The organism is bacterium (assembly GCA_035945995.1).
Taxonomy (GTDB): Bacteria; Sysuimicrobiota; Sysuimicrobiia; order Sysuimicrobiales; family Segetimicrobiaceae; genus DASSJF01.
Map to the genome: position 1 here is coordinate 1 of DASYZR010000033.1, position 18,450 is coordinate 18,450.

General features: G+C 67.4%; 16 protein-coding genes and 1 tRNA gene. 10 read left to right on the plus strand and 7 right to left on the minus strand.

Annotated elements, in window-relative coordinates; all coding sequences use genetic code 11:
* The 5 genes from VGZ23_02830 to VGZ23_02850 all read left to right on the plus strand — a co-directional run.
* Positions 1–217: hypothetical protein (locus VGZ23_02830; protein HEV2356531.1), on the plus strand; the 217-nt coding region annotated here is incomplete at its 5' end.
* A 144-nt stretch (positions 218–361) separates the two neighbouring features.
* On the plus strand, positions 362–730 hold the full coding sequence (locus tag VGZ23_02835) for a GGDEF domain-containing protein (protein HEV2356532.1): 369 nt from the start codon (positions 362–364) through the stop codon (positions 728–730).
* Positions 731–835: 105 nt separating this feature from the next.
* A complete protein-coding gene (locus tag VGZ23_02840; protein ID HEV2356533.1) occupies positions 836–1,546 on the plus strand; it encodes a DUF5819 family protein in 711 nt (236 codons plus the stop codon).
* Entirely contained in the window at positions 1,543–2,832 is a 1,290-nt protein-coding gene (locus tag VGZ23_02845) for a DCC1-like thiol-disulfide oxidoreductase family protein (protein ID HEV2356534.1), read from the plus strand. Before VGZ23_02840 ends, VGZ23_02845 begins: the two co-directional genes overlap by 4 nt.
* Positions 2,833–2,949: 117 nt before the next feature.
* Positions 2,950–5,940 carry an MASE1 domain-containing protein gene (locus tag VGZ23_02850; GenBank protein ID HEV2356535.1) on the plus strand — a complete coding sequence of 997 codons (2,991 nt, stop codon included), beginning with the start codon at positions 2,950–2,952 and terminating at the stop codon, positions 5,938–5,940.
* Here the strand turns inward: VGZ23_02850 and VGZ23_02855 are convergent, their stop codons facing one another.
* The 7 genes from VGZ23_02855 to VGZ23_02885 form a co-directional block, all read right to left on the minus strand.
* A complete protein-coding gene (locus tag VGZ23_02855) occupies positions 5,941–6,390 on the minus strand; it encodes a MaoC family dehydratase (GenBank protein ID HEV2356536.1) in 450 nt (149 codons plus the stop codon).
* 187 nt (positions 6,391–6,577) lie between these two features.
* A tRNA-Ile gene (locus VGZ23_02860) sits at positions 6,578–6,651 on the minus strand.
* A 48-nt stretch (positions 6,652–6,699) separates the two neighbouring features.
* Positions 6,700–7,797: a glycosyltransferase gene (locus tag VGZ23_02865; GenBank protein HEV2356537.1), complete on the minus strand. Its 1,098-nt coding sequence runs from the start codon at positions 7,795–7,797 to the stop codon at positions 6,700–6,702.
* 112 nt (positions 7,798–7,909) lie between these two features.
* Positions 7,910–9,334, minus strand: a complete 1,425-nt coding sequence (locus VGZ23_02870) for a DUF2079 domain-containing protein (protein HEV2356538.1) — start codon at positions 9,332–9,334, stop codon at positions 7,910–7,912.
* A 56-nt stretch (positions 9,335–9,390) separates the two neighbouring features.
* Complete coding sequence (locus tag VGZ23_02875) at positions 9,391–10,230, minus strand: carbohydrate ABC transporter permease (protein ID HEV2356539.1); 840 nt, start codon at positions 10,228–10,230, stop codon at positions 9,391–9,393.
* Between the two features lie 2 nt (positions 10,231–10,232).
* Positions 10,233–11,159, minus strand: a complete 927-nt coding sequence (locus VGZ23_02880) for a sugar ABC transporter permease (GenBank protein HEV2356540.1) — start codon at positions 11,157–11,159, stop codon at positions 10,233–10,235.
* 107 nt (positions 11,160–11,266) lie between these two features.
* Positions 11,267–12,577 carry an ABC transporter substrate-binding protein gene (locus tag VGZ23_02885; protein HEV2356541.1) on the minus strand — a complete coding sequence of 437 codons (1,311 nt, stop codon included), beginning with the start codon at positions 12,575–12,577 and terminating at the stop codon, positions 11,267–11,269.
* A gap of 222 nt (positions 12,578–12,799) precedes the next feature.
* On the opposite strand from VGZ23_02885, the gene ubiE reads away from it, so the two are divergent.
* The 5 genes from ubiE to VGZ23_02910 are packed head-to-tail and all read left to right on the plus strand — an operon-like array spanning position 12,800 to position 18,444.
* Entirely contained in the window at positions 12,800–13,603 is an 804-nt protein-coding gene (ubiE, locus tag VGZ23_02890; GenBank protein ID HEV2356542.1) for a bifunctional demethylmenaquinone methyltransferase/2-methoxy-6-polyprenyl-1,4-benzoquinol methylase UbiE, read from the plus strand.
* On the plus strand, positions 13,590–13,871 hold the full coding sequence (locus VGZ23_02895) for an IreB family regulatory phosphoprotein (GenBank protein ID HEV2356543.1): 282 nt from the start codon (positions 13,590–13,592) through the stop codon (positions 13,869–13,871). The genes ubiE and VGZ23_02895 overlap by 14 nt, the downstream gene beginning before the upstream one ends.
* A gap of 34 nt (positions 13,872–13,905) precedes the next feature.
* Positions 13,906–15,147 carry a UDP-N-acetylglucosamine 1-carboxyvinyltransferase gene (murA, locus tag VGZ23_02900; protein HEV2356544.1) on the plus strand — a complete coding sequence of 414 codons (1,242 nt, stop codon included), beginning with the start codon at positions 13,906–13,908 and terminating at the stop codon, positions 15,145–15,147.
* 40 nt (positions 15,148–15,187) lie between these two features.
* A complete protein-coding gene (gene gmd, locus VGZ23_02905) occupies positions 15,188–16,228 on the plus strand; it encodes a GDP-mannose 4,6-dehydratase (protein HEV2356545.1) in 1,041 nt (346 codons plus the stop codon).
* A gap of 35 nt (positions 16,229–16,263) precedes the next feature.
* Positions 16,264–18,444: a hypothetical protein gene (locus tag VGZ23_02910; GenBank protein ID HEV2356546.1), complete on the plus strand. Its 2,181-nt coding sequence runs from the start codon at positions 16,264–16,266 to the stop codon at positions 18,442–18,444.
* Positions 18,445–18,450 lie beyond the last annotated feature (6 nt).

The window sequence follows — 18,450 nt, forward strand, 5'->3', positions numbered from 1 at the left end:
GACCGGTGGCGGCACGACGACGACCGGTGGCGGCACGACGACGACCGGTGGCGGCACGACGACGACCGGTGGCGGCACGACGACCGGTGGCGGCACGACGACCACCGGTGGCGGCACGACGACCGGTGGCGGCACATGCGAAAAGGGTTGCGGCGAACACGGTGAGTCTGGTAAGCCGGACCAGAACAACAACGGCGGCGGTTTCGAGAAACACTAGAGACTTCGGGTCGCGCGCGCTAGCAGCGTCGATGAGGGCACGGGCCGCGGGCCCGTGCCCTTGTCACATGCGGGTGCAATCATGCGATCGGGTCCGCAGATGTGGAGCGCTTGGTTCGCAAGCGCCAGAACCACGAGCTGGCCCATGACGGACGCATTGACCCAGCTGTCCAACCGGCGGGCGGTCGAATTCGAACTGCGAAGAGAGATCAGCCTCGGCCGGCGGTTCGGCACTCCGCTCTCGACCGGGGACCTGCCGGCCCGGATCGGCGGAGACGAGTTCATGCTGCTGCTGCCGCGGACCACCAAGCCCAATGCCATCCGCGTCGCCGAGAAATTGCGGCAGCGTCTCGAGCAGATATCCTTCGTGGATGACATTCAGGTGAGCGTGAGCATCGGAGTGGCCAGCATGCCGGACGACGGCGAAGCCGAGGATGCGCTGCTGGCGGCCGTGGACCAGGCGATGTACCGCGCCAAGCAGGCGGGCGGCCGCGGCGTCGCCTTTTCGTCGTAGCCGCACACCCTCGTCCTCCGCTACGGCTTCACCTTGACGCACACGATGGGCGATGATAGCCTCACAGCACGTGGCGAGGTGCTTCGGCATGGTTCTGGCCCCCGGATGACGTCTCGGATCGGCACGTGGGCGGCGAATGTGCTCCGCGTCATCGCCCTCGCCTGGCTGATTGTCCATTTCGCGTTGACGGGCGTGTATGTGCTCGACCGGAATCCGCTCAGCCAGGCGCTGGCTCCGGTGCTGGATCGTTACACCGACAAGTATTTCTCGCAAGACTGGGGGTTGTTCGCGCCCAATCCGCTGTCGGCGAACGTGTCGCTGATGGTTCGCCCGCTGACCCCGGCCGAGTCCGCCGACGTGGCGCGGCTCGGCGTGCCGGCGACCGGGTGGTACGATCTCACTCGTGCGCTGTGGGAGCACCGGCAGCGTATGCCGTTTTCGTACGACGAGGCTTTGGGCCACTTTCACGTCGTGATGATGACGGATTACCTGGGGGGAGATCCCGCCACGTTCCCGTCGCTGTACGCGTGCCGGGAGGAAGGCGAGCAGGCCTGCCGGGACGCCAAGGCGTCCTACGCGGGCGCACGCGAGCGGGCCACGCTCTATCTCTGGCGTCTGGCCTCCGAATTTGTGAACGCCCGCTTCCCCGGGCCGACATACAACGCGATGGCCCTCAAGATCCGGCAGGAGTTTGCGACACCGTGGCCCGACCGGGGATCGGGGCGGCGTTCGGTCCGTGACACCGTGATCGGCGTGTACGCCAGAGATCCCTCGAGACCCCCGTCGCCGGCGCCCGCGTCGGAGGTCCGACCGTGAGCCTCGTCCGCGCCGGGTGGGGATGGCTCGCCGACGAACCCCGCGAGCGGGTGGGGCTGCGGATCATGCAGATCTTGCTCGCGGCCACGCTGCTCTTCAAGGTGACGGTCTACTGGCCGCTTGCGGATGCGCTGTGGGGACCCCACGGCGTCGCGGCCGGACAATCGTTCGCCGCGCTGTTCGGCCCGGGCGCCGGCGGGGTCCTCGATCGGATTTTTCAAACTAGCGCGGGCGCGCACGTCGTGCTGGTAGCGATCGGCCTCGGCGCCCTGGGCCTCGTCGCCGGGCGGGAGTTCTACCTCTCCGTAGGTCTCGCGCTGGCCGGGTTTTCCCTGCTGTATTGGCGGCTCCCCTTCGCCCAGGGGGACGACGACCTGGCCCGGTTCGCGCTCGCGTACATGCTCTTGACGCTGCCGCCGGGGGTGCGGGTCCGGTCGGGGGCGCTCCGCGTGTGGTTCCACAACGTTGGGGTGCTCGCGATCGCGGCGCAGGTGGCCATCCTATATTTCATCGCCGGGTTCGCCAAGGCCTTCGGAGAGCAATGGCAGCATGGCACCGCGCTGTATTACGGCAGCCAATCGGAGCTCTTCTCCTCGCCGCTGCTGCACCATCTCGTCCAGTTCCCGTGGATCGTCGCCACCGGCACGTTCATCTCGGTCATCTATCCGATCTTGTTCCCTGTGGCGATCCTCTCACCGTTCAGGGTTTCCTGGCTGGTCTGGGGGATGCTCTTCCATTTCCTCACCGCGGTCCTCATGGGGCTTTGGGCATTCGGGGGGCTCATGATCGGCATGGACCTGTTCCTCATCACCGACGGGGAGTACGCCACCTTGCGGCGGTGGATCGGGGCGCGGGTCCGCGGAGTCGCGCGCGCTCCCGTGGCGCGGCTCTACATCGACGGCTTCTGCCCGACGTGCCGCGCGACGGCGCGGGCGCTGGCCAGGCTCGACTGGCGCGGACGGCTGGAGATCGTCTCGTTTCGCGATCCGGCAACCGCCCTTCCGGCCGGCCTCACGCTCCCGGATCTGGAGACGGAGATGAAACTGGCCGACCTCCGGACCGGCACCGTCGCCGGCGGGTTCGACGCCGTCCGGGCGCTCGCCGGGCATCTCCCGCTCCTCTGGCCTTCGCGGCCGCTGCTCGCCGCGATCGCGTGGTCGGGTTGGGGCAACCGAGCCTACCGCTACCTCGCGGAGAATCGCAAGATCATTCCCGATCCCCGGGCGTGCCATCTCGGCGACGCAGAGTGCGCCGTGCCGGGTGACGAACGCTCGGCCAACGTGTGACGATCCGCGCGCGGGAGGAACTTCCCCTAAGAGCCGGTATTTAACCGCTGGCGTAGGTTCGGATGGGATTCGGGGGGGCTGGGCGACCTCGGTGCCCAGATAGGGGGCCCAGCGCGCGTGGGACAGCCTGTGTGGCCGCTCAAGTGGCGGCGCCAAATTACTATCACCGTGCTCGCGGCCGTAGCGTACCTGCTGGCGGCGGAAGTGGGTCTGCGCCTCGCCGTCATCTATCCGAATGCCGCGGCGCTGTGGCCATCCAGCGGGATCGCGCTCGCCGTCTTCCTCCTCGCAGGGTACTATGCCTGGCCTGGCATTTTCCTCGGCGCCTTCCTCGTCAATCTGACCGTGATCGGAACGGTGTGGACGTCCCTCGGCGTCGCGACGGGCAACACTCTGGAGGGGATCGCCGGCGCCTACCTCGTGCGCCGCTTCGCTAACGGCGCCGACGCCTTCGACCGGCCGGCGGACGTCTTCATGTTTGCGTTTGTCGCGGCAGTACTCAGCACGACCGTCAGCCCAACCGTCGGCGTCGCGAGCCTCGCTGCGAGCGGCCTAGCCGCCTGGACCGGCCATGGGCCCGTCTGGCTGACGTGGTGGCTCGGCGACGCAACCGGCGTCCTCGTCGTCACGCCGCTCATTGTGCTGTGGAGCCGGCTGCCGTTGCCCCGCTGGAACGCCTGGGCGCTCGGCGAGCGCGTGCTGTTTCTGGCCGTATTCGTGGCGGTCGCGTGGGGCGTGTTCGACGGCCGGTTCAATTTCGCGTACGCGGTCGTGCCCTTCGTCGTCTGGGCGGCGTTCCGGTTCGATCCGCGAGAAGCGGTGACCGTCGTCGTCCTGCTGTCCGCGATCGCGATCTGGGGGACCGCCAACGGCCGGGGCCCGCTCGTGGGGGCCGGGCCGAACGAGTCGCTCCTCTTGCTCCGGGTCTTCCTGGGGATCATGATGCTGGTGGCGCTGCCGGTCTCGGCCGTCGTCGCGGAGCGGCAGCGGCTCTACCGCGCCGAGCGCGTGGCCCGCCGGCAGGCGGACCAGGCGCTCGGCCGCGCGGCCCGGCTCCAGGCGGTGACCGCGGCGCTTGCCCGGGCGGTCGGGACGGAGGATGTGGCGCGCGTCGCGGTCGAGCATGGGATGCAAATTCTCGGCGCGCGGGCCGGCGGCCTGGCGCTCGTCACCCCGGACCGCGCGGCTCTCAGGGCGGTCTGCGACGTCGGGTTCGACAACGCGCTGGTGGAGAAATGGAGCCGCGTGCCTCTGTCGACGCCGGCGCTCATCGCGGATGCCGTCCGGAGCGGCGCGCCGATCTTCCTCGACGACGGTGAGACGCAGGACCAGCGGTTGCAGCGCGTCTGGCAGGCGTTTCAGATCGTGGCCCAGGCCGCGATCCCCTTGATGATCGGGGAACGCGCCATCGGCGTCGCGTTCTTTGCGTTCACCACGCTCCATTCCCACACGCCGGAGGAACGCGAGTTCATGCTGGCGCTCGCCGGCGTCTGCGCCCAGGCGCTGGAGCGGGCGCAGCTGTACGACCGGGAGCGGCAGGCGGCGGCCACGCTGCAGCGTGCGTTCCTGCCCGGGGGCATTCCACAGGTGCCGGGGGCGCAGGTCGACGCAGCGTATCTGCCCGGTACGCAGGAAGCGTGGGTCGGCGGGGACTGGTACGACGTGTTCCAGTTGCACGAGGGGCGGGTGGCGCTGTCGATCGGAGACGTGGTGGGCCGCGGCCTGACGGCGGCAGTCGTGATGGGGCAGTTGCGGCAGGCAATGTGGACGGCGGCGATGGCGGAGGCCGAGCCGGCGGCAGTGCTGGACCGCGCGCACGAGCTGCTGGCAATGGGGGCGGACACGGAAGCGATGGCGACGGCGATTTTCGGGGTGTTCGATCCGGTGGAGCTGGCGTTCACGTACGCGGCGGCGGGGCATCCGTTCGGGTTGCTGTGCACGAACGAGGGGGCGATCGAGGCGATGCCGCCCGGCGAAGGGCCGCTCGGGATCGACGGCTACATACCGCGGACGACGCGGCGCCTCTCGCTGCCGCTGGGCGCGTTGCTGGTGCTCTACACGGACGGGCTGGTGGAGACGGCGCGGGACATCCCCGGGGAGGAAGCCGCGCTGCACCGCGCCGTGCGCGCGGCGGCGCGGGAGGGGGGGACAGACCACGCGCATCGGATTTTGGAGGGGATGTTGCAGGGGCGGCCGGCGACGGATGACATCGCGGTGATCACGGTGGCGGTGCAGGCGGTGCCGGCAGACCGGCTGGAGTTGGCGTTTCGGGCGGAGCCGCGGAGCGTGCGGCTGGCGCGGGAGGCGCTGCGGCAGTTTGCGGCGCGGCTGGGCTTGACGGACGGTCAGGGGCGGCGGGCCGGGGTGGCGCTGAGCGAAGCGATGACCAACGTGGTGGCGCACGCGTACGGGGCGAGCGTCGGGACGGTGCGCGTGCGGGCGTGGCAAGAGGGAGCGTGGCTGCGGGTGGAGGTGGAGGACGAGGGGCAGTGGCGGGCTCCGCGGCCGGACGAAGGACGGGGATACGGAATTCCGACGATGCGGGCCATGATGGACACGGTCGATATCGACCGCTCACCGTCGGGGACGCTGGTGCGGCTCGGGATGTCGCTCGCCGAGCGCCCGGACGAGGCGCGTGCGTCGGCGGAGCCGGTGCCGGACGGGGTCCGCGGCGCGGTGCGGACCGGTCCCGTCGCGAGCGGGGCGGGGGAGGCGCCGGCACCCGACGGGATGCCGGCGGACGTACCGGTCGCCCAGACGGGGCCGTTCCAGGTGGGCCGGGTGAACGGCATTCCCGTGGTCGAAGTGGCCGGCGACGTCGATTTGAGCAACGCGCACATGCTGCAGACGGCGTTGGAGCAGGCGTCCCGGACGGAACAGCGGACCGTAGTGGTGTCGCTGGGGGGCAGCGCCTACTTCGACAGCCAGGGGATGCACATGCTGCTGCGGTTCAATCGGCGGCTGGAGATCAGCCGGCGGCGGCTCGTCGTCGTGGTGCCGTGGCACCACCCGCTCAAGGCCGTGCTCGATGCGCTTGGGAACGCGGTCAACGTCACCGTCGTGCAGACGCTCGCCCAAGCCCTCGCCGAAGCGCAGTCCGGGCGCTGATTACGGCTGCTCCAAGTCGGGCCGCAGAGTGTAGGTCCACGCCTCGGCGTCCAACACGGTCTGGCCGTCCTGGTTGGTCACCACGAAGGCCAGGTGGCAGACGGGTTTGTCCGCCTTGAGAGCCCGAACCTCCACCGCGGCGGTCAGCGTATCGCCGACGTATACGGGACGGCGATAATTCAGGGATTGACTCATGAACACGGTACCCGGGCCGGGGAGGTTCATCGCGACCAAGGCATTCAAGAGGCCGGCCGCGATCCCGCCCTGCGCGACCCGGCGGCCGAACCGTGTCCGCGCGGCGAAATCGTCGGAAAAATGCAGCGGATTGTAATCCCCGGTGATCTCCGCAAAGAGGCGCAGGTCGTCGTCGGTAACGGTCTTCGTCAGCCGCGCGGCTTGGCCGACCCGCAGCTTCAGCGGTCCAATGAGATCGTTCGCGGGATCTTGCATGAGCGAGAGTCCGCCACCAGTACGATAATTCTACTAGAATTATTTGCCCGGCGTCACCGTCAATCCGGCGGGTGCGTGGGGCTCTGCCCCACCTGACCCGCGAGCCTGCTGCTCGGGTTGCAGCGTTGCTCGTCCATAATACCCGTTACGTTGTCTGGAATCTGGCCGGAGGGGTGCGACGGCTCGTTGGTGGGCCCGCCAGGGATCGAACCTAGATCCGCCGGTTATGAGCCGGATGCTCTGCCGTTGAGCTACGGGCCCGCGAGCAGATTATAGCACGCCCGGTCCGTATGCTTGGGAGCCTATCGGCTAGTCTCCCGCGCCTTCCACACGCACCGCCTTTTCCATCGGCACGAACGTCCACCGGTCGTTGAGGAGATAGGCGAAGGCGAACGCCGCCAGAATCCCGATCAGGTTATCCCAGGGCGCAATCCGCCGGCCCAGATATTGGAACACCACGATAACGGCCATGTTGATCACCGTGCCGGCCTCGGAGACGGCGAGGAACCGGCCCAGCCGGGGCCACGGCGCGCCGGCGGCGCGGTCGGACCACGTCCACCACTGCGCCGGAAGGAAGGTCAGCGGCATCGGCACGTGCCGCGCGACGAGGCCGGCCGCAAGCGGCGGCCACCCGTCCCGCCCGACGAGGACCGTGTACGTCAACATGTTGAGCGCGACGCCGCCGAGTCCGGAGAGCGCGAAGCGCGCGAGACGCTGGCTGGGGGCGCTGGCCAGAAACAGCGCGAGCAGATGCCGCAGGAACGCGACCTGCGTCCGCCAGGTGAGTTTGCTCTCATCACCCGCGCGGAGGCCGAATGCGTACGGGACATCGGCCACCCGCGCGAGATTGCCACGCACCAGGATCTCCAGCAGGATCTTCCAGCCCCGCGGCGCGAGTGCTGCGACGGGCACTGCCGGCTTCCGGACGGCGAAGAAGCCGGACATCGGGTCCGCCGTCCGCCGCGCCTCGACGAGCACCACCCGCGCCAGCATCCGCGCGCCCTGCGCGTTCACCTGCCGGAGTGCCGAGAGCCTCTCCGAACCACCGTTTGCAAAGCGACTGGCTACGGCGACGTCGTGTCCCCGATCGAGCGCGGCCACGAGGGCCGGGAGCAATTCCGGGGGGTGCTGCAGGTCCGCGTCCATCACGACGCAGAGGTCACCGCGGGACCGGCGAAGCCCTTCGACAACGGCGGCGGCGAGCCCGGTGCCCGGGCCGGCGAGGTAGCGCACCCGCAGGCCGTCGGCGAGGTCCCGAAGCCCGCGCGACGCCTCGTCCGTCGGGTCCGAGTCATCGATGAACAGGATCTCCCAGGGCCCGAGAGGATCGAGGGCTTCCGCCACGCGCCTGACGAGCTCGGGCGGACCCCGTCGCTCGTTCAACGTCGGCACTAGTACTGAGATCACACACTCATCCTGCTCGGCTTTCGCGTGAAACGAAAGAGAACGAGCCCCCGGACCTCCTTCGAGAAGTGTAGGTGCCACCACCCTGGTGCCGCCACGAAGCCTTCAGCGTCGGCTACTTGGGCGCATGCGCCGGTGAGAATCTGAGTGGACGCAGCAACCGGTACACGATCACGTGGTCTTGCGAAAAGGTCATCTGGGCCTGCCCATCGTTCGCCAGCTGCGACAGAAGCTGCTCGAGGAGCGACTGCGGGATAAGTTCTGCCATCGTCAGGGACGGGTCGAGGATCACGTAGGTCCCCTCGGGCAGGTCGACGCCGTCCAGGAGGACCGGCGTCGCCCACATTTGTGGCCGGGGCGGCACATGCGCGATGACGATATCTTGCGCCAACACGGGAGCGCTCCGTGGGACCGCTGCGATCGCGGCCGCCGCCGCGCTCGGGCTCGGCGGATGACCGCTTCGCAGATACCCGTATGCCCCCACCCACACATAGAGGGTTAGAAACACGGCTACGGGAGCGAGGACGGCTCCCCGCACGGCAGGCACATGGCTCAGCGACGGGCGCACTCGCCTGAGACCCGCGAGGGTTGCGACAAAGAAAAATGGAACGGCGAGAACGTACATTTCGTTGAACGGGTTCGAGAGCAATGGCTCTGGTGACAAGAGGTTTGCCTCGCACAGAGCCAGCCCTGGAAGCCACCATGAATTGATGATTCGTGCTCGGGGAAGAACCGCGAGCGTCGCAAATGGCCCGAGAAGGAAACCCAGAGACGCCCACGCCCCCACGCGGGCGGCCCAAGCGAACAGCAACGCCGGATGATGCGCCAGGGTAGCGACACCCTGCAACGGCGTGGCGCCCAGGGAGCCGTAGTAGGGCTGCCAGTGTACCAACGGCGCGTGCTGGACTGCGGGAATGATCACTTCGACGTCCAGATAGCCGCTGGTCAAGCCGATGACGCCCGTGAGCGCGCTCCACGCCGCTCTGCCCTGCAAGAGAAGCGCGACGCTCAAGCCTAACAGCACGATCGGCACGGTATCTTTGACCAGCAACGCCGCCGCCAGCAGCGTCCCGTACGCCACCCGATGCCCCTTGCACGCCGCCAACGCGAGCCCAAACAGTATGGGGACGCCGAGCGCATCGGGGTGGAAATCGGAGATGTTTGCGGCCAGAATCGTAGGATACGCGAAGTAGACGATGCCGGTCAGGTGGGCCCAGCCATCTCCGACTCCGAGTTCGCGCGCGATACCGCGAATGAACACATAGCCGAGGCCGTACGCGCACGCCTGGACCAACAAGAGCACGTATACTCCCCCAAGGTTGTAGAGTGGGGCGAGCGGCAAGAGGATGTAGTTCGCGGAGTTGGCGAGAATCGGATGGCCCGTAAAGGAAGAGACGGCGCTGATGCCCCGGTGGGTGAGCAGCCAGAGACCCTGCCCGTACAGGGCGAGGTCGAGACCCCATGCATACCACAGGCGGTAGCGCAACACGGACAAACCGAAGAGCAAGGCGGTGTAGCCGGCGGCCTCGCCCCATTCCATGGGATGGTCCGCCGTCCACGGAGGGTGGCGCCCGCGACGAGGGTCACGGTTCGCACTCAACCCTTGAGGCCCGAGTACATGAAACTCTCGACGAAGCGCCGCTGGAAGACAATGAAGAGCACGAGCAGCGGCAGGATCACGATCACCGTCCCGGCGGCGATCAGGTTCCACTGGGCGCCCGATTCGGCCGACTGCGTGAAGGACGCCAGGCCGACGGTGACCGTCCGCGCCTGATTCGTCTCCGTGATGATGAGCGGCCAGAGGAACTCGTTGTAGTGGTACACCACGCTCACGATCGAGAACGCCACCAGGGTGGGACGCGCGAGCGGCACGAAGACGTGCCAGATCTTTTGCAGATCACTGCACCCGTCCATCGCCGCAGCGTCCTCGAGTTCCTGCGGAACGCCCCGGAACGCCTGCCGCAGCAAGAACGTGCCGAAGGCCGACGCGAAGTATGGGATCATCACCCCGAGGCGGGTGTTGATGAGACCCAGCGTGCGCACCGTGATAAAGTTGGGCAGGATCAGCGCCGACGCCGCGATCATGAGTTGCAGGAGGAAAATCCGGAACAGGACGTCCCGGCCCCAGAATTCCAGGCGCGCAAATGCGTAGGCTGCCAGCGTCGTGGTGACGAGCTGCACGCCCAGGATCCCGAACACCACGACGGCGGTATTGTAGTAGAGTCGGAGGAACGGCGCGTCGGACCACGCCTCTTGGAAGTTGGCGAAGGTGGGGTGGGGTACCCAGAGCGAGGCGACCTGGCCGCCGAACTGTCCCGTGGCGCGCACCGAGGTCGCGATCACCCACAGAAGCGGAAACACCCAGATGAACGCGATCGCGCCGACGCCGAGGGCCCACAGACTGGCCGTGATGCGCCCTGCCGTCCGCGGGGTCACGTTCATACCTCGTAGTAGATGCGCCGCTCGAGAAATCTGAAGCTGAGCGAGCTGATCGCGGCGAGGACGACGAGGAGGAAAATAGTGAGCGTCGCGGCTTTGTGAAAGTCGAAGAACATGAACGCGGTCTGATAGACGTAGAAGAGCAGCAGGTTGGTCGTGTTGTCCGGTCCGCCGCCCGTCATGAGCCAGATCTGGTCGACGGCCTGGAACGCGTTGATGCTGGCGATCACCAGCACGAACAGGGTCGTCGGCGCCAGCAGCGGGAAGGTGATGGCCCGGAACTGCTGCCACGCCGAGGCGCCTTCCAGGCGTGCGGCCTCGTACAATTCGCCCGGCACGGTCTGCAGCCCGGCGAGGTAGAAGAGCATGTAGTACCCCGCGTTCTTCCAGATGGTGACGATCATCACCGCCGGGAGCGCCGCGGACGGGTCCTCGAGCCAGTTGACGCCGCCGCCGATGAGCCCCCGGAGATAGACGTCGGCGAGGCCGTAGCCCGGCGTATAGACGAACAACCAAATCGCCGCGGCGCCGACGAGCGGGAGGAGCGTGGGATAGAAAAACGCGGTCCGGAACGCCGTGGTCAGGACGCCGGTGCGGTTCAGGAGCAGTGCCAGCGCGAGCGCGAGCGCCACCGTCACCGGAACCGTGCCGACCAAGTACTCCGCGCTGTTTCGCACAACCTGGCGGAAGATGGGATCGGCCGCCAGTTGCGCGTAATTGGCGATGCCGACGAACCGCTGGCCCTGCGCACCCGTGCTGCGGAACAGGCTCATCTCGAGGGATGAGAGGACCGGATAGTAGGTGAACGTAGCGAGAAACGCAAACGAGGGCAGGAGGAACGCGTACGGCCGGAGGCGCGGGCGGGACCGCGCACGTCTGAGTCGTGCGGTCGCCGGCGCGTGCCGGACGCGGGAAGCGAGCGACATCGGGCCCGGAGAGACTACCGAAGGGACGCCGGGAGGGCGGCCGCGGGGCGGCCCGCCTTCCCGGCGTCCTGGGTGCTGTTCGTTATCGTGCCGCTCGAGAGGTTACCTCACCGGTACTTCTGGAGGGCGGCATCCGCCTGGCTCTGCGCCTGGTCCAGCGCCGCCTGGACGCTGAGCCGTCCCGACTGGGCGGCCTGGACGGCGGTGACCAGGAACTGCTGCACTTCGTCCTGGTCGTGGATGGTCATCTGCTCGCCGGCGACCGCGAGCTGCCGGGTCGCCACGAGGGCCTGCGGTACCTGCTTGAGATAGTCGGCGAACATCGGCACCCTGAGCTCGGATTTCCGGATCGGAACGTACCCGGTTCCGATGCTCCAGCGCGCCGCCTGTGCCGGCTCGGTCATCCACTGGATGAACGCCCACGCGGCCTTCACCTGATCCGGCGGCACCTTCCCGGAGATGTAGAAGCTGCCCCCGCCGGTGGGCGCCCCGTACTGGATGTCCGCGGGCATGAACGCGGCGTTCCATGCGAACTTCGCATTCTTGCGGATGAACGTCATGCCGCCCGTGGTCGTGTAGATGATCGCCGTCCGCCGCTGAATAAAGTCCTGCGGTACCTGGTCCCAGAACGGCTTCCCCGAGGGGCCGGGCGGAGCGACTTTGTACTTGTTCTGCAGGTCCAGGATGAATTGCAGCGCGCGAACCGCCTGCGGCGAGTTGTACTTCACCCACTTCCCCGCCGTGGTGTCGAAATAATTGGCGCCGGCCTCGATGAGGAAGCCCTGGAAGACCCACGGCGAGGTGTCCACGACGGGTGCTTCGACCCCCCACTGCGTGACGCGGCCGCTCGCGTCGCGGACCGTCAGCTTCTGGGCGTCTGTGACGAGCTGCGCCCAGGTCGTCGGCGGCCGGTTGGGATCGAGCCCGGCCTGGCGAAACAGGTCTGTGTTATAGAACATGATCGGCGTGCTGCGTTGCCACGGAATGCTGTAGACGTGTCCGTTGATCACGTTGTTGAGCAGCAGCTTGTCGTAGAAGTCATGCATCCACGCCTTGTCCGAGTTCTCCGCGACGAGACTGTCGAGCGGGATGATGGCGTGCTGGTCGAGGAGGGAGAAGACCTCCGGCGTGTCCAGCACAAACAACGCCGGCGCGCGTCCGCCGAGGGTCGAAGCGATGACCGCGGCGGTGGCCTGCACGTAGTTGCCCGCGAATGCGGGCACGACCTTGATCGCCGGGTGCCCGTCATTGAAGTCGTTGACCATCGCCGTCATCAATTGATTGAGAGGACCGGCGACCCCGACCGGATAGTTGAAGACGAGTGTGACCGAGGACTGTGCCCCGACCGCTCCGGGCATGAGAGCGATCCCGACGACGAGCGCCAGGCCGAGCGCCACCCACCGCCCGCGCACCTTCATTGCATCCCACCCCCCACGAGATCTGTCGACGTCCCAGACGCCTCCGCGACCGCGGATCACGAAGGGCCGAGTGGGTGGAGAGTTCCCTTTTGGTGCCCGCATTCCTTTGATCGCGGGCGCGGCGGCCGGCATGGACTGATCAAAGCTCGGTTAAGGACGCGTCCCCTGGATCCGTCGCGCCGGCGCCCAGGAATGGTTCCCGCTCCCACGAACAGTCTTTCCGTGCCCATCGATTCGCCGGACCTGTCCGGCGCCAGCGTTGGCCGCGGGGGCGTGTCCCCCGAGGAGAAGGTACGCTACGTGCGCCGGATGTTCGGGGCGATCGCCCCCCGCTACGACCTCGCCAATACGCTCATCAGCGCCGGTCTCCACCGGGTGTGGAAGCGCATCGCGGCGGCGCTCGCGGACCCCCCGCCGGGAGGCCGGGCGATCGATGTGTGCTGCGGCACGGGCGATCTCACCCTGTTGCTGGCGCGACGGGTGGGACCGCGCGGTCGGGTGGTGGGGGTTGACTTCACCCTGGAGATGCTGCGGATCGCCCGCCGGCGCGCCGCGGCCGCCGGCCTCGACGGTATCTGCCGGTTCGTGCTTGGGGACGCCCAGGCCCTCCCGGCCGCGGCCGGCCGCTTCGACGCCGCGACGGTCGGTTTCGGCATCCGGAACGTCGGCCGGCCCGAGACCGCCTTGCGGGAGTTGCACCGGGTGCTGACTCCCGGAGGCCGCCTCGCGGTCCTCGAGTTCAGCCGGCCCCGCAACCCCGCGATCCGCCGGCTGTACGACTTCTACTCGTTTACCCTCATGCCGTGGGTGGGACGGCTGGCGTCCCGCCATCCCGACGCGTACCTGTATCTCCCCACGTCGGTCCGGGCGTGGCCCGATCAGGAAGCCTTCCGCGCTCTGCTGCAGCACGCGGGCTTCGAGGGCGTCCAGTACCGGAATTTCGGCTCAGGCGTTACGGCGGTCCATCTCGCCATCCGGCCGGCCGCCTCGGCGGCGGTCTCAGGGGTGACGCATGGGGGAACATGAAAAGACGGGGGTCTTCCAGGTCGGCGCCCATCATATGCGGGACGTGGGGGAAGTTCTGCGCTACGTCTTCGACGCGCTGCGGGAGCGGGGGTACAACCCGACCGACCAGATTGTCGGGTACCTGGTGTCTGGCGATCCCACCTATATTACCAGCCACCGGGATGCCCGCACGCTGATCCGGCAGATCGATCGGGGCCGCTTGCTGGAAGAGCTGGTCCTGAGTTACGTGGAGACCAAACTGGGGGGGAAGACCGCTGGCCAGCGTTGAGGCCGCTCAAGACACCAGAATCGAGCGCCTGCTGATCGAGGGCGGCCGGCCGCTGCGCGGACGCCTGCGCGTTGCCGGCGCGAAGAACAGCTCCCTCGCGGTCATCGCGGCCGCGGCCACGGCGGCGGACCGCTCCACGATCGAAAATGTCCCCCGCTGCCGTGATGTTTTCACCCTCCTCGGTATTCTGCGCGCGCTCGGGATGCGGGTGGAGTTTACGCGCTCCGGGCGGCTCGAGGTGGACGCGCGAGAGATCACCACCCACGTGGCGCCGTACGATCTGTGCCGGCAGATGCGGGCATCGTACTACGCGGCCGGCGTGCTGCTGGCGCGGCTCGGACGGGCGGAAGTCCCGCTGCCGGGCGGCGACGATTTTGGCACCCGGCCGGTGGACTTTCACATGCGCGGGTTCGAGACGCTCGGTGCGCGGGTGGTCACCGAACACGGGTATCTCAAGGCCGAGGCCCGCCGGCTCGCCCCCGCGACGTTCTACGTGCCGCGGAGCAGCGTTGGCACCACGATCAACTTGATGCTTGCGGCGTCCCGCACGCGCGGCACCACGGTCTTACAGAACGCGGCGCGCGAGCCCGAGGTCGTCGACACGGCGGTGTTCCTGTCGCTGCTCGGCGCGCGGGTGCGCGGGGCCGGCACCAGCACCGTGACGATCGAGGGCACCCCGGATCTGCGCGGCGCGACCCACGCGATCATTCCCGACCGCATCGAGGCGGGAACGTACCTGATCGCCGCCGCGGCGACCCACGGGGACATCGTGGTGGAGGGGTTGATTTCGGAGCACGTCACGGCGCTGCTGACGAAGCTGGCGGAGGCCGGCGTGATCGTCGACTCGGATCCCCTCGGCGCCCGGGTGCGCGTGGAGCGCGAGCTGCGCCCGATCGAGATCGACACCGCGCCGTATCCCGGGTTCGCGACGGACTATCATCCGCAGTGCGCCGCGATGCTCGCGACCGTCCCGGGGCAGAGCGCGATCCGCGAGACGGTCTTCGACAACCGGTTCCAATACACGGCGGAGTTGCGCCGAATGGGGGCCGAGCTGCGCGTCGACGGGGACACGGCCATCATTACCGGCGTGCCGCAGCTGACCGGCGCGGCCGTCGAGGCGGTCGACATCCGGGCCGGCGCCGCGGTCGTCATCGCCGCGCTCACCGCGACGGGGACCACCGAGATCACGAACATCGAACACCTGGATCGCGGCTACGAGAGCCTGGAAGAGAAGCTGCGCAGCCTCGGCGCCGCCGTCCAGCGGGTGCGGCTCTGACCGCGGCAACGCCGACGCCGCGCCTGCGAAGGGGTGAGGCATGGCCAGACGCGCGCTGATTACCGGTATCACCGGGCAGGATTCGGCTTACCTCTCTCGGTTCTTGCTTGAAAAGGGCTACGAAGTGCACGGGGCCTACCGGCGAGGATCGTCCATCAACCTGTGGCGGCTCAACGAGTTGGGCGTCGCGCGGGACGTCAAACTTGTACCCTTCGAGCTCCTGGAGTTCAGCAACATACTGCGCACCCTGGAACTCGTCAGACCGGACGAGATATACAATCTCGCGGCTCAAAGTTTTGTGACCTCGTCATTTGACCAGCCGCTTTTCACCGGCGACGTCAATGCGTTGGGCGCCGTGCGAGTCTTGGAGGCCATCCGTGTCGTGAACCCGGCCATCCATTTTTATCAGGCGTCCACCTCCGAGATGTTCGGGAAAGCGCTGGAAACGCCGCAGACCGAGCGAACGCCATTTTATCCGCGCAGCCCTTATGCCGCGGCCAAGCTGTACGCTCACGCGATGGCCGTCAATTATCGGGAGGCACACGGCATCCATGCCTCATCCGGCATTTTGTTCAATCACGAGTCACCCCTGCGCGGGTTGGAGTTCGTCACGCGGAAGATCACGTCCGGTCTGGCCCGGATCCGTCACGGGCAGCAAGAACGAATTGACCTGGGGAATCTGGACGCGACGCGGGACTGGGGATTCGCCGGCGACTATGTCGAGGGCATGTGGCGGATGTTACAACAGCCCGAGTCCGGTACGTATGTATTGGCCACCGGGCAGGCGCACTCCGTGCGTGAGTTCGCCGCCCGAGCCGCCGAGGCGGCGGGGTTCAAGCTGGTTTGGAAAGAAATCGACGGACGGACGTGCGGGGTTGATTCTCCGAGCGGCCGCACGATCGTCAGCGTAAGTTCGGAATACTATCGCCCGTCAGAAGTCGAGGCCCTGATCGGCGATGCGACGAAGGCCCGTTCCACCTTGGGGTGGAGTCCAAAGGTCGCGTTCCCGGGTCTTGTCGAAATGATGGTTCGTGCCGACATGGATCGGGCCGGCAAGGGGACTCTGGACTTCTGGGCCTGACCCGGACGCGTAACGACACAGCTCGCAGCCGGCCGATGACGGTCGTCGACCGCCCCCACGGATTTGTGCTCGCCCTTACCGGTTTTCTGGTCCTGTTCCTGGAACTGGCGTGCATCCGCTGGTTCGCCGCCGAGGTGATCTTCCTACAGTTCTTCACAAACGTCGTATTGATCGCGAGCTTCCTCGGCATGTCGTGCGGCTGCCTCGCCGCCGGCCGGCGCGAATACTGGCTGGCGCGCCTTCCCCTGCTCGCCCTGTGGACGTTTCTTGCCGCGTTCGGCGCGCTGGTCCTCTACTTGCGCTGGCAAGGACTCGTCATTGACGTCGGCCATCAGGCATCTCCGCAGGAAGTCTTCTTCGGGACGGAATATCGCAACCCGGATGTCGCCCGGTTCGTCGTTCCCATCGACGTGGTCACCGACCTGTTCTTTGTGCTCGTGGCGTTTGTCTTTGTCGGACTGGGACAGGTCTTGGGGCGGGCGTTCAACGGCTACCCCGATCGCGTCCGCGGCTACGCGCTGAACATCGGGGGAAGCCTTGCCGGCATCGCCGCCTTCTCGGCGCTTTCGTTTGCGCAGGCGCCGGCACCCGCGTGGTTTCTGATCGCCTTCGCCGGTATTGCCTACCTTCTTCACCTCGACGGCGAGTTGACCTGGGTGCGCGCCGCTGCGCTGGGTCTGTCGACGGTGGTGATCGCCATGTCGTTCTCACTCGGGCCGCCCACCCGCTGGTCGCCCTACTATGCGGTCTCCTACAATGAGGGCGACCGCAACCTCACGGTCAACACGATCGCGCACCAGGTAATCGTCCCATTCGCGACGCCGGGGCTCGGCGCCGCGTATTCGCTGATTCACCTGCTCAATCAGCGTAGCGGAGGTCCGCCGTTTCAGGACGTGCTGATCATTGGAGCGGGGACCGGCAACGACGTGGCGCACGCGCTGCGGCTTGCCGCAGGCCGAATCGATGCCGTGGAGATCGATCCGGTGATCCTCGACATCGGGATCCATCATCACCCGGACAGGCCGTACCAGGATCCGCGGGTGGTTCGCCATTTGGACGACGGCCGGCATTTCCTTCGCACCACCAGCCGCCGCTACGACCTCGTCGTCTATGGCCTGGTCGATTCCCTGATCCTCCACAGCAGCTACGCGAACCTGCGGCTCGAAAGCTATCTGTTCACCGACCAGGCGTTCGCCGACGTACGGCGGGTGCTCAAACCGGGCGGAGTCTTCGTCATGTACAATTACTTCCGTCAGGGGTGGGTCGTCCAGCGCGTGGACGCGATGGCCGAGGCGGCCTTCGGCCGCCCACCGGTCGTGCTGAGCCTGCCCTACCGGCCGACGCTGCGCGCGAACGATCCGCCCGGATTCACGCTCGTGGCCGTGGGGCACACGCAAGGGATGGCGGAGGCTTTTCGCCGGCACGGCGTGTTTTGGTTAAATCTCGCGGCCCCCACGCGCGTGGATACGGACGGCTTCACTCCGCCGCCCGGGGCCGCCACTGCGGCTGCGCAATGGCAGTGGGCGCAAATCGCGCCTACCCGTTTGATCAATGACGCCCGCCCCGTGCCCCGGGCCACCGACGACTGGCCGTTCCTCTACCTTCGCCAACGATTGATTCCCGCGATCACCGCCCGGTCGGTCGTCGGGATGGGGCTGCTGGGGCTGGCCATGGTCTACGGTTTTCTTCCCAGGGAGAGTGCCGGGGCACGGATCGATCCGCGGATGTTCTTCCTCGGCGCCGGGTTCATGCTGCTGGAGACGAAGGCAGTGGTGCAGCTGGCGCTCTTATTCGGGAGCACCTGGGTGGTCAACTCGATGGTATTTGCGACTATTCTGCTGCTGATTCTCCTTGCGAACCTCTACGTCCTCAAGGTGCCGAACGTCCGGCTCGTCTGGCACTACACCGGCCTCTTCCTCTTGCTGGCCGCCGGCGTACTGGCGCCGCTTGAGATCTTCCTCGGCGGCGGCGTCGTGGGGCGTTATGTGGTTCCCTCGGCGCTCGTGCTCGGCCCGATGTTCTTCGCCGGTGTCATCTTTGCCCGGTTGTTCCGGCAGTCGCGCCATCCCGATCTGTCGCTCGGGTCCAACGTCGCCGGTGCGGTCGTCGGCGGTCTCGCGGAGTCATTCTCGCTGCTGCTCGGCTTTCGGCTTCTGGTGTTGGTGGCGATGAGCTTCTATGCGCTGTCGGCCTGGCGGTCGGGCGGGAGAGCGTAGCCGTGT

Excerpts from the sequence above, each read along its gene's own strand:
- VGZ23_02835 (HEV2356532.1), top strand. The coding sequence starts at position 362 with ATGACGGACGCATTGACCCAGCTGTCCAACCGGCGGGCGGTCGAATTC.
- VGZ23_02840 (HEV2356533.1), top strand. The coding sequence starts at position 836 with ATGACGTCTCGGATCGGCACGTGGGCGGCGAATGTGCTCCGCGTCATC.
- VGZ23_02855 (HEV2356536.1), bottom strand. The coding sequence starts at position 6,390 with ATGCAAGATCCCGCGAACGATCTCATTGGACCGCTGAAGCTGCGGGTC.
- VGZ23_02870 (HEV2356538.1), bottom strand. The coding sequence starts at position 9,334 with ATGGAATGGGGCGAGGCCGCCGGCTACACCGCCTTGCTCTTCGGTTTG.
- VGZ23_02880 (HEV2356540.1), bottom strand. The coding sequence starts at position 11,159 with ATGTCGCTCGCTTCCCGCGTCCGGCACGCGCCGGCGACCGCACGACTC.
- VGZ23_02885 (HEV2356541.1), bottom strand. The coding sequence starts at position 12,577 with ATGAAGGTGCGCGGGCGGTGGGTGGCGCTCGGCCTGGCGCTCGTCGTC.
- VGZ23_02895 (HEV2356543.1), top strand. The coding sequence starts at position 13,590 with ATGGGGGAACATGAAAAGACGGGGGTCTTCCAGGTCGGCGCCCATCAT.
- gmd (HEV2356545.1), top strand. The coding sequence starts at position 15,188 with ATGGCCAGACGCGCGCTGATTACCGGTATCACCGGGCAGGATTCGGCT.
- VGZ23_02910 (HEV2356546.1), top strand. The coding sequence starts at position 16,264 with ATGACGGTCGTCGACCGCCCCCACGGATTTGTGCTCGCCCTTACCGGT.